The sequence below is a fragment of the Rouxiella silvae genome (assembly GCF_002093625.1).
Classification (GTDB): domain Bacteria; phylum Pseudomonadota; class Gammaproteobacteria; order Enterobacterales; family Enterobacteriaceae; genus Rouxiella; species Rouxiella silvae.
In genome coordinates, this window is sequence record NZ_MRWD01000003.1 from 81,593 (window position 1) to 92,692 (window position 11,100).

General features: G+C 51.3%; 10 protein-coding genes. 2 read left to right on the plus strand and 8 right to left on the minus strand.

Annotated features, from left to right (window positions below; genetic code table 11):
• Nucleotides 1-25 precede the first annotated feature (25 nt).
• A complete protein-coding gene (locus tag BS639_RS02205; RefSeq protein WP_055783739.1) occupies nucleotides 26-382 on the minus strand; it encodes a hypothetical protein in 357 nt (118 codons plus the stop codon).
• A 139-nt stretch (nucleotides 383-521) separates the two neighbouring features.
• Between BS639_RS02205 and BS639_RS02210 the strand changes: the two genes are divergently transcribed.
• Nucleotides 522-1,409 carry a LysR substrate-binding domain-containing protein gene (locus BS639_RS02210; protein ID WP_084982143.1) on the plus strand — a complete coding sequence of 296 codons (888 nt, stop codon included), beginning with the start codon at nucleotides 522-524 and terminating at the stop codon, nucleotides 1,407-1,409.
• Here the strand turns inward: BS639_RS02210 and BS639_RS02215 are convergent.
• The 5 genes from BS639_RS02215 to BS639_RS02235 all read right to left on the minus strand — a co-directional run bounded on the left by BS639_RS02215 (nucleotide 1,399) and on the right by BS639_RS02235 (nucleotide 8,146).
• Nucleotides 1,399-3,066, minus strand: a complete 1,668-nt coding sequence (locus BS639_RS02215; RefSeq protein WP_084982144.1) for a dipeptide ABC transporter ATP-binding protein — start codon at nucleotides 3,064-3,066, stop codon at nucleotides 1,399-1,401. The two genes, BS639_RS02210 and BS639_RS02215, sit on opposite strands and share 11 nt — an antisense overlap.
• On the minus strand, nucleotides 3,056-4,597 hold the full coding sequence (locus BS639_RS02220) for a Sapep family Mn(2+)-dependent dipeptidase (protein ID WP_084982145.1): 1,542 nt from the start codon (nucleotides 4,595-4,597) through the stop codon (nucleotides 3,056-3,058). Before BS639_RS02220 ends, BS639_RS02215 begins: the two co-directional genes overlap by 11 nt.
• A 27-nt stretch (nucleotides 4,598-4,624) precedes the next feature.
• Nucleotides 4,625-5,518, minus strand: a complete 894-nt coding sequence (gene opp4C / locus BS639_RS02225) for an oligopeptide ABC transporter permease (RefSeq protein WP_084982146.1) — start codon at nucleotides 5,516-5,518, stop codon at nucleotides 4,625-4,627.
• Nucleotides 5,515-6,480: an ABC transporter permease gene (locus tag BS639_RS02230; protein ID WP_084982147.1), complete on the minus strand. Its 966-nt coding sequence runs from the start codon at nucleotides 6,478-6,480 to the stop codon at nucleotides 5,515-5,517. Before BS639_RS02230 ends, opp4C begins: the two co-directional genes overlap by 4 nt.
• A gap of 70 nt (nucleotides 6,481-6,550) precedes the next feature.
• On the minus strand, nucleotides 6,551-8,146 hold the full coding sequence (locus BS639_RS02235; RefSeq protein ID WP_084982148.1) for an ABC transporter substrate-binding protein: 1,596 nt from the start codon (nucleotides 8,144-8,146) through the stop codon (nucleotides 6,551-6,553).
• A gap of 317 nt (nucleotides 8,147-8,463) precedes the next feature.
• On the opposite strand from BS639_RS02235, the gene BS639_RS02240 reads away from it, so the two are divergent.
• Nucleotides 8,464-9,093, plus strand: a complete 630-nt coding sequence (locus tag BS639_RS02240) for a LysE family translocator (protein WP_084982149.1) — start codon at nucleotides 8,464-8,466, stop codon at nucleotides 9,091-9,093.
• Here the strand turns inward: BS639_RS02240 and BS639_RS02245 are convergent.
• Entirely contained in the window at nucleotides 9,090-9,704 is a 615-nt protein-coding gene (locus BS639_RS02245; RefSeq protein WP_055783731.1) for a DUF998 domain-containing protein, read from the minus strand. The genes BS639_RS02240 and BS639_RS02245 overlap by 4 nt on opposite strands.
• Before the next feature lie 11 nt (nucleotides 9,705-9,715).
• Nucleotides 9,716-10,966 carry an MFS transporter gene (locus BS639_RS02250; protein WP_084982150.1) on the minus strand — a complete coding sequence of 417 codons (1,251 nt, stop codon included), beginning with the start codon at nucleotides 10,964-10,966 and terminating at the stop codon, nucleotides 9,716-9,718.
• Between the last annotated feature and the right edge of the window lie 134 nt (nucleotides 10,967-11,100).

The following is an 11,100-nucleotide window of genomic DNA, read 5'->3' on the forward strand; positions in this document are numbered from 1 at the left end:
TTAAGGCCCAATAAGGCTCCGTTTTTCAGGCGCGGTAAAACGCGATAGCAATCAAAATCAAGGTCACGCCCGCAATCACTGTGTAAATACTCTCCGCCCAAGCCGTTGCCAGTTGTCGAGTCTGCACACGCAGATTTCTGTTAATCCACGGCTGGGGACTGTATTTTTCATTAATCCACAGCAGTAACAGCAGCAGGGTCGCAGCACCGTTTGCGCGGTGGTTCAGCGCGGAAGCCAGCCCGTTTTGCACCCAACTTGCCAGGGCAAACAGCAGGCTCACCATCGCCAGCGTGGCCAATCCTAAAGATAATACGGCCATAAAACCGCGACCTTGGGTTTGCCGATTGTGTGGTTTAGTTTCTGTCTGTATTTCGCTGCTCATTATCTTCATCCTCTTTGCGCTTTCACGTCTGGTATAGATAAATTGATTTCATCTTTCCAACGTTGCAAAGCAAGCTTACATCCCTTACTTTGGGACAATCAAAGTCAAAGAATTCAGCCATGGATGAAAATACCTCATCATGAAAGAGAAACGCCTGCCGCCGCTGGGGTCACTTAACGCCTTCGATGCCGTCGCCCGCTGCGGCAGCTTTAAGCGCGCCGCCGATGAAATTGGCGTTACGCCCACCGCCATTAGTCATCAGATACGCGTGCTGGAAGAGTCTTTAAACGCCGTGGTCTTTGTGCGCAGCGCGCGTGAAGTTACGCTAACGACGGCCGGTTTACGACTACAACAGGCCACGGCGCGCGCCTTTGCCGAGTTGAAGGAGGCGGTTAACGACATTTATCGCGCCCAATTGCCACCCGCATTAACCTTGTCCACCACCTCAAACTTTCTCACCCATTGGCTAGTGCCGCGCCTTGCACAGCTCAAGGCCAGCGTTCCGTTGTTGGATTTACGGCTGCACACCAGCGTAGAGTTGGTTGACCTGGTTAAAGATTCGGTAGACGTTGCCATCCGTTACAGTATGCAGCCCGACGAAACGCTGGACTCAACCCTGCTGCACGAAGACAGCTTTGTGCTGGTCGCCAGCCCGAATTTGGGACTCACCCAACTCGATCAGTTGACACGGACCACGCTGTTTCACGTTGAGAATCGTCATATTCCCAATCCTTCTCCCGATTGGCAGCACTGGCATCGCCTTTACGGGCCAGAGTCGTTGAATATTGGTGCAGGACTGCGGTTTACCGACGAAACTCACGCCATTCAGGCGGCGATTGCCGGACAAGGTGTCGCTATCGTCAGCCGCCTGCTGGCAAACGATTTTATTGATAAAAACATTCTCACCGTGCCGTTTGAACATGCCCTTCCTGGCGGCAAATATTATTTTGTCACCAGTAAGGAGAAGGCCCAACGTGCCGACGTACAGGCGTTAAAAAACTGGATTATCGGCAGCATCAGTGCGTAGTGACGGCGGTATTCTCGGCAAACAGCCACGGCGCTCGCGCACGACGTTTTTGTTCCTGATACACCGGATCGGCTGCGGGAATACTGTCGATAAGCGAGCGGGTATAGTCGCTCGCCGGTCGTGAGAAAAGCTCGAACACCCTTCCCTGCTCCACCACTGCACCGTTTTTCAACACCAGCGCTGACTGACAAAGACTGCGCACCACCGCCAGGTCGTGGCTGATAAACAGGCAGGCAAATTGATATTCCTTTTGCAAATTCCGTAACAACGTGAGGATGCTTTCCTGGATTGACACATCCAGCGCGGAGGTCGGCTCGTCGGCAATCAGCAGTTGTGGATTAAGCGCAATCGCGCGCGCGATGGCAATCCGCTGACATTGGCCGCCGGAAAGCTCATAGGGATATTTTTGATGCCATTCTGCAGGCAGGCCCACTTGATCAATCAGTGACTTAACCCGCTGCAAAATTTGGCTGTCATTCATACCACGGTGAGTCTGCAAAGGCTCTGCTATCGACTGACCCAGTGTCATCCTCGGGTTTAATGAGCTTAGCGGGTTCTGAAAAATGGCCCCGATGCGCGATTTAATGCTTTTATTGCGCGGTAACCGCGGATGATAAATCGGTTCTCCCGCCAAAGTCAGGTTTCCACTGTCCGGTTTTATCACCCCCAGCAGGCTGCGCCCGAGCGTGGTTTTACCCGATCCGGACTCTCCCAACAGGCCAAGAAACTCGCCCTTGCCGACGCTGAAAGAGACACCATTGATAATCTTATGTTTCTTTCCAAAGCCTGATGAATAACTTATGTGCACATCATCGACCTGCAAAAGCGGCTCGAAACTTTCCTTTATCGACGTTAAAGCACCATGAGTAGACGGAATAGCCGCCAACAGCTGACGCGTATAGGCATGCTCTGGGGTGTGAAAAAGCGTTTTGGCCGTGCTGTTTTCGACGACTTTCCCCTGACGCATCACTATCACCCGCTGGGCAATATCGGCCACCACGCCCATATCGTGGGTGATGAGCAGCAGCGCCATGCCAAATTGCTGGTTAAGACTAAACAGCAGGTCGAGGATCTCTTGCTGTGTGGTCACATCGAGCGCGGTGGTAGGCTCATCGGCAATCAATATTTTCGGTCGTCCAGCCAGCGCCATGGCAATCATAATGCGCTGTATCTGCCCACCCGAGAACTGGTGGGGAAAATTCTTCAGACGTTTCTCCGGCTGTGCAATGCCTACCTGTGACAACAGTGCTACGGCGCGGGATTTGCGCTGCCTGGCGTTAAGGTGCGGCTCACTCAAGGCGATAGATTCATCCAACTGTTTGCCTACGCAAAAAACGGGGTCGAGTGAGGAACTGGGATCCTGAAATATCATGGCGATTTCCCGCCCTCGGAGGGCGGAAAGTTGAGCATGATTTAAATCGAGCAGATCGACCCCCTGAAAAAGGATCTTTCCGCTAATCTCGGCATTCGCTGGCAGCAGGCCCGGAATAGCCTGGGCGATGGCTGACTTTCCGGCACCCGATTCGCCAATCACCGCAACAATTTCACCGGCATCCAGTCTCAGGCTAACCTGATTAACCGCCGTCACCTCACCGCTGTATCCGCGATAGCGCACAGACAGCCCCTCAATACTCAACAGCGGTGCGTTAGCGGGCATGCGTGATAAGCCCCTGCTCCAGCCAGCTGTCTAATCGAGGAATAGCAATGGCGTAAACTTTAAACGCCCTTTTTAAATTCTCGATAGAAACAAACTCATCGGGGCCGTGCGGAGAACCGTGCCCCGCAGGGATAAAGTCTGGACGAACTGAAACACTTTCACCCTTAAACGACAGCGCGGGATTACGCCCAAAGCCGGGGCCAAAGGTGATGGAGTCCGGCAGCACGCGGGCGTGTGTGCCGCCACCCATCGTGTAAGGCTCCGTTTTTGTGTCGGCAATTGAGTCAAAAGTTTGCTGCAAGCGCTGCACCAGCAGGCTATTTTTATCGACGTGCATCGGCGAGTCATCGCGTAACACCGTTAAGTCACCCTTTATCGGTTCAATTGCCCGTTCCAGCGCGGCAAACAGCGCCGCCTTGTCGGTGGATATTGGATAGCGAATATCAAAATAGACCTCAACGCCATGCTCGCCAGGAATAATTAATCCCCCGTTCAACGTAAGCCTGCCGGTTTGCTGGTCCTCAAAGGCGATGCCTGCGCCCTCACCCCACGGGTCTTCAAGCAGTTGGGCAATCAGTTTAGCGGCCGCAAGGTCGGCATCGGCAAGCAAGCCTGCGGCAACCGCGGCGTTAAGCAGCAGCGGTATGGCGTTTTGGGTGTTTTCAGGGAAAGCCGCGTGCCCAGATTTACCGTGCGAGACCAGCAGAACATCGCGGCCATCACGGCTTACCGAAACTTTATCTCGCAACGCGACAGGGAGTCCCGCAACGGCGGTTTCAATTTTCGACAGCGCTGTGTCGGCAAAACGCAGCGTCGCGCTGGCCGGGACCGCATTTTCCGCCACGCCCGCTGAGAGTCGCGTTAACAGCGGACCGGTTGGAATATGCAGAATAAGATTCAGGCCACCTTTTTGCGCATAGTTGACCGGAAAACCGCCGTCGGTAATCACTGAAAAGCGCGGAACCGGTCCATTTTCGGCAATATATTTTATATCGCCCATGCCAATTTCTTCCGCCCCGCCATAAATAATGCGCAGTTTATGATGCAGTGAGACGCCCAAGTCACGAAAGGCGCGCAGCAGGTAGAGATCTAACAGCGCCGGGCCTTTGTTATCCGATGCGCCACGCCCAATCACGAACCCCTCTTTGTGAAAAGGCTCGAAGGGAGCAAAGGTCCAGTTGTCACCGGGCGGTACCACGTCGAGGTGTGAAATTAACCCAAGGTCTTGCGTATCGGTACGATTATCAGAAAGCACAGAAATGGCATATCCCTGATGGTCTTCGGTGGCAAAGCCGAGTTTTTCCGCTTGCGCTCTGACATGCTGAAAAACGTTGTGCACTTCTATGCCAAAAGGCTTGCCCTCCTGCGCTAATTTCTCGTCTGCAATGCTCGGATAAGCCACCCACTTAAGCAGGTCCTGAATAAACTCTTCACGATGTTGCTCAAACCAGTGCTCAATTTTTTCCGAAAAAATCTTTTCCTCTGCGGATAACTTTCCGGTAAAGCCGTCTTCCTGAAGTGATTGACTCATACGTCTCTCCTGTAGAGATAGTTTCAGCTAGGTAAGGTGGATATCTTTAATCGGCACTGCCGGTCGGGGGTTTAGCACTCTTGAAAGCCCCTCACCGATAAAATTGATGGCTAATACCATCAGCACAATCGTCAGTCCTGGCGGGACCCACAGCCACCATTCGTAGTCAATAACCCTGATACTCTGCGCCGCCGAAAGCATATTTCCCCACGAGGGTTGCGGCTGCTTAACGCCCAGTCCGATAAAACTCAGCGCGGCTTCGGCCAGAATGGCATTCGCGACCGCCAGCGTGAGATTAACGATAATCGGCGCATAGGCATTCCTTAGCAGATGCCGATAAATGACAGTGAAACTGTTAACCCCCATCGACTTGGCGGCCTGAACATAGCCACTTTCTCTCAGCGAAAGTAACTCTGCTCGCACCAGTCGGGCTATTCCGGTCCAGTGAAGCACACCAATGATTAAAATAACGTTCCATGAACTTGCGCCAAGGATAGCGGCGAGCGTAATCGCCATCGCGTAGAAGGGAAAACACATAATAATGTCGGTGACACGCATAATAAGCATATCGGCAATACCGCTTTTATAACCGGCAATACTGCCTAGCAATAGGCCGAGCACGGCCTGAAAAAAAACCGCCGCCAATGCCACCATAATCGAAACTCGTCCGCCATACAGCAGCCTTGCTAATACATCGCGGCCAATTTCATCCGTGCCCAACCAGTGTTCACTGTTTGGTGGTGCCTCAATGCCGTACAAATCCATTTCGTCTGGGCTGTGGGCGCTAAGCCACGGCGCAAATACCGCCAAGACGCCCAAAATAATCAGCAGGGTTATCCCACTCACAAAATACCTGTCTCTGAACAGCGGGTGTAATTGAGAATTCTGCCGACGGGCGGGGGTTTCATTTTCGAGCATCATGGTGTCAACCTCACGCGTGGGTCGGCGAGTGCATAAAGAATGTCAGCGATAATATTAATTGCCAGGGTAATAACAGCTAAAAACAGCACCACGCCCATCAGTAACGGGTAGTCACGCGCCTGAATAGCGTCAAAGCTCAAGCGCCCAATGCCCGGCCAATTAAAGATAATTTCAGTCAACAGCGTTGATGAGAGCAGCGCGGGGATCTCCATGCCGACCACCGTAATGAGTGGCTTGGCGGCATTTTTCAGCAAGTGAGGGAAAATCACGCCTGACCTTTTCATCCCTTTGGCAAACAGCGCCTTGATGAAATTTTGACGGGTTAACTCGCTAATACTGGAGCGCAAATAGCGGCTAAATATCGCGATATTGCCTACTGCCAGGGCCATTGCGGGCAAAACAAGATGTTTGGCAACGTCAATCAGTCTGTCGATACCGCTGTTATTACTGCCCAGTGTGGAAACCCCCGAGACAGGAAACCAGTGCAGATTCATGGCAAAGACCTTCACCAATAATATCGCGATGAAAAAGACCGGGATGGATACGATAATAAAAGACAACAGTGAGACGCTGATATCTGCGTAAGAACCCCGGCGCAGGCCGAGATAAATTCCGAGCGGCAAAGCAATCAGCAGAGTAATAAAAAGCGACGTTCCGGCCAGAAGCAGCGTATTTAACACTCTTTCATTGATAAGCGTTAATACCGGTGCACCACTGTGAAGTGAATAACCAAAGTCGCCAAATATCGCACGTGAAGCCCAGCGCAGATATTGAATCCCTACGGGGTCAAGATAACCCGCCTGACGCAGCATTTCCTGCTTTTGCTCGGGCGTAGTTTCGGGTGAAATCATGCCAACAAGCGGATCGCCGGGCTGCAATTTTATTAAGAAGAATACCACCAGCGAGATACCAATCAGCACCGGTATGGAAATAAGTATTCTGCGTAAAATAACCCTTATCATAAAATTCCCGAACTAGAGTGAGCGGGTTTAATAGCCGGCCTGCACTATAAAACCCTGTACTGTGCATGGGTTACTGTTTAACGGTCCAGTTAGCCACATCGGCGAAAGGTTCATACGGATAAGAGTGATAATGAGTCACCCTTTTGCTCAGCGCATATCCCTGATTGGGAATATAGAGCCAGACGTGAGGCACTTCTTCATTGACGGTCTTTAGCCAATTACCAATATGGGTCTTAAGCTTTTCAGCATCGATAGTGGCGTTGAACTGATTGGCATCGGCGTCTAACTGCGGCGTGGAAAATCTTTCCCACCAGAAGTTATTATCATATTGGCCGGGCCGGAAAGTTCCGCCCATCAATACGCCGTCATAGCGCTTATTCTTGTCCTGCAAAATGGAGAGCGTTGCATTAAAGTCGGCGACGTTAAGCACGACATTAATGCCTATTTTTTTCAGGTTTTGCTGAATAATAGGTGCCGTCAGTTCACGGGTTCTATTACCCGTCGGATAGTTAAGGGTAAAGATAAAATCCTTGCCGTCTTTATCAACAAAACCGTCACCGTGGGTGTCGGTCCACCCAGCTTCTTTTAATAACGCTTTGGCCTTTTCAGGATTGTAGGCGTAATTATTCAGGTCCTTAGGGTAGTAAGGGCTGTGCGGATTATCTTTAGTGTTAAACAGTTCGCCGTGTCCGTACAGGAGCTTATCGACAATCGCCTGACGGTCGATGCCATAAACCAACGCCTGTCTCACTCGGCGATCCGTCAGATTTTTATTGCGCGTATCGAGCGATAAATACTGCGCCCCGACGCCCGGTTGCTCGACGATTTGAATGCCGGCATTTTTATAAGTTTGCAAATCACGACTGTTCCAGGACGAAAGTTCGGCAATATCCACGTCGCCGTTAATCAATTCATTTTGTACCGTCTGGGCATTGGATATTTTGAAAATCAGCGTCTTGGTTTTAGGTTCACCGCCGAAGTAATCATCGTTTCGTTCTAGCTTAACGTACTGATCGGGTAAAAATTCCACAAACTTGTAAGGTCCAGTACCCACCGGTTTTCGCAAAAGCTCGGTCGCTTTGTTCCACTCTTTGACTGGCACCTTGCTCCAGATATGTTTGGCAAGCACAGGGCGGTCGGCAAAATGGGAAAATGCGGCGGCATACGGCGCATTAAAGGTGAAGCTGACAGTTTGCGGGTCGATGACCTTGATACCCGCCAGCGTTGATGTTTTACCGGCGTGATAATCTTCATAGCCCACTAGGTGCTTAACAAAATCAGGCGTGTCTTTGGGAAATCCGCTATCGGCTTCGGTAGCATAAGTGAAATAGACATCATCAGCAGTAAAGTCAGCGCCATCGTGCCATTTAACACCAGGCCTTAAATGCAGCGTCAGCGTTTTACCCTCATTGGAGTAATCATATTTTTCTGCCAGCGACGGTTTTGGATTTTGATTTTCGTCAAGGGTAAACAGGCGGCCAAAAACGGTAAATATGATGGCACGATCGTAATCAGTGAAATAGAGAGTAGGATGGAAATTTCCGCTTGGATTACTCCAGATAGCGTAGCGAATAATACTGTTATTGTTATTATTTTCTGCCGCCGTGACATTGAATACCGTCAGACTCATGGCTGCAAAAACGATTGCCTTTGATAATACTTTCATTACTACCCCAGATAAAGTTGCAATAATTCACTCCGCCAATAATATTTTCGGCGATAAAAGTAAAACGAAGAGTCGGTGACAACGCACTAATTTTTAACAAAATTAAGCGCTGACTGAGGGTTATGCAAATACTTTAAATGGTAATGCTTATCTAATAATCAAATCTACAGGGTACAAGGCTTATTGGCCGCGATGCCTTGCCCGAAAATAAGCAATCGGCTATCTGTACTGCAAAAAATAAAGGGATTCTGTACCTTAAAATCAGCCTGATGCCTCAAGTATGATGCTCCAACACTTCAAAAATGACTGGGATGATCATGACAGGCCTTTCCGCTTTTCTCGCCGGGATGCTGATATATATTGTTGGAACGGCAACACCAGGTCCGGGGAATCTTTCTATTGCCAATGCCGCAATGAACTATGGGCGAAGAGCAGGGTTTACTCTCGCTGCGGGGATTATTTCGGGTTCACTATGTTGGGGAATAATGACCGGCTTCGGCATGTCGGCGCTGCTGACGTCCTCGGGTCACTTTATTTTCTGGCTAAAAATCGTCGGCGCTTGTTATCTTTTGTGGCTTGGTTGCAAAGCCATCAGGAGCGCCGTGGTAAATAAGCCCGTGTCGGCAAGAAAGCAGCACACTTCGTCGACTTCAACGCTGGGATTTTATCTTCAAGGCTTGGGTATTCACCTGACCAATCCCAAAGCCGTACTGACCTGGTTTACGGTAACCAGCGTCGGCCTGAGCGCCACCACGCCTTCATGGGGAGTCTTCCTGCTGATTGGCAGCTGTGCGTTAACCGGCATGATGATTTTTTGCCTCTACGCATTGGCATTTTCAGCCCGTTCAGCCGAAGCCTTTTTCCTGCGCACGCGCCGCTACTTCGACCTTATTTGCGCCGGATTTTATCTGCTCTTCGCCGGAGGATTTATTATCTCACTGTATTAAGCCCGGCGGCTGTTAATTAATAAACCTAAGCCGGTCAATATTTGCCACAGGGTAATAGGATAAACCGAGGCGCGCTCTATAATGCCAATAGGAAAAATATTATAGGTAAGGGTGACCATACACAGAAGCCCGAGGCAGCCTAATATCAGGCTTAATGCGCCGTAACGGCGAAAGCCCGCGTTGAAACACATCACGCAGCCGACTGTTATCAAACACAAGTTTCCACCGGCGATGGCCATGACGGCCCCGACTTGATGCAGCGTGAGGCCGGTGGTTTCACCGCCGCTGTGAAACAGGGCAATCATCACGCCACCCACGGCGTGAATCAACCCAGTGGCGATAAACACAACACGCCCGATGCCGTTAAAATTATGACGCAGCAGCCAGCAGGCGATGAAAAACAGCACGCCTTCAATCGCAAATCCGCTGTTCATCAGGTTATGCAAAGGCGAACGAAAGGGGATCCCGAGGTCGCTGATGTAGTTTTGACTGTATGAATACCGCGGATTTACCCAGCTTAGGGCGCTGAGTTTTTCCGCCAGCAGATACTGTAATCCGCCAAGGCTGAAGCACAGTGCGCCCCATTTTTGCCAACCCGTGTGACTTCGCATAAGTTTCCTTATCAGGCGACGCTTTCAGCCCGCGGTGAATCATTTTGCAACTGCTGACGACGGCGTAGGCCCGGGAACCACTTCATCCACAGCGCTACCACCACCAGCGTACCGATCCCCCCAACGGCGGCGGCCGGAACGGCACCGAGCCACGCGGCCAGCATACCGGACTCAAATTCGCCAAGCTGGTTAGAAGTATTAATGAAGATTGAGTTTACCGCGCTCACGCGGCCGCGCATATCGTCAGGCGTATCAAGCTGCACCAGCGCACCGCGAATTACCATACTTATCATGTCAAATCCGCCAAGCGCAAACAGTGCCAGCATTGACAACCATAAAGTACTCGACAGCGCAAACACCAGCGTGGCGACGCCAAAACCGGCCACGGCGGCAAACATAATCATGCCGACATTGCGCGTCAGTGCGCGGCGACTGAGCCAGAATCCGACCAGCAGCGCGCCAACCGCAGGTGCCCCGCGCAGCAGGCCGAGGCCCCACGCGCCAGTATGAAGAATATCGTGAGCAAAAATCGGCAACAGCGCAGTCGCTCCACCAAGCAATACGGCAAACAAGTCGAGTGAGATAACCCCCAGCACGTCAGGGCGATTACGGATAAAGTGAATACCGGCAAACAGCGTTTTGAAGGTCGCGGGCACGCGGCGGGGCAGCGCTTGTTCATAGCGCAGGCGGCTGACCATAAACACCGAGATGAAATAAAGCACGGCGCAGACGCCATACACCACCTCAGCTCCGGCGATATACAGCACGCCGCCCAAGGCGGGACCTACCATGCCTGCCGCCTGACCGGCAATGCTGTTGGCCGCCATCGCGCGCGGTAATATTGCCGGTGGCACCAGCGCCGGAAGCATCGACAGTAAAGACGGCCCCTCCATGGCTTTAGCGGTTGAGTTGATAAACACCAACCCCAGCACGACCCATTCATCAACGTGATGAGTGAAGGTCAGTACGGCCAGGCCAATAATCGCCAAGCCCTGCACACACTGCGCCAACACCACCACCCGCCGCCTGTCGAACTGATCGGCAATATGTCCGGCAACCAGCGCCAAAGATACTGAGGGCAAAAACTGCACCAGACCAATCAGACCCAAGTCCAGAGCGCGGCCAGTCAAAGAGTAAATCTGCCAACTCACCACGATGGTCAGCATCTGAAAACCAAAGCTTGAAGAGGCGCGTGCTATCCAAAAGGCGACAAAGGAACGGTGCTGCAACAGCGAATCCGGGTTAGCGGAAGGAGGAGGCATGATGGATCCCTGAAAGAAAATAGTTCTATTGTTAATAATTATTAGACGATGCAATAAATCATTTTTACCATAAAAAATTAACAAAACTAAAAAATATCAATTCTGATGGATAAAAAAACCGCCGAGGCTAAAAT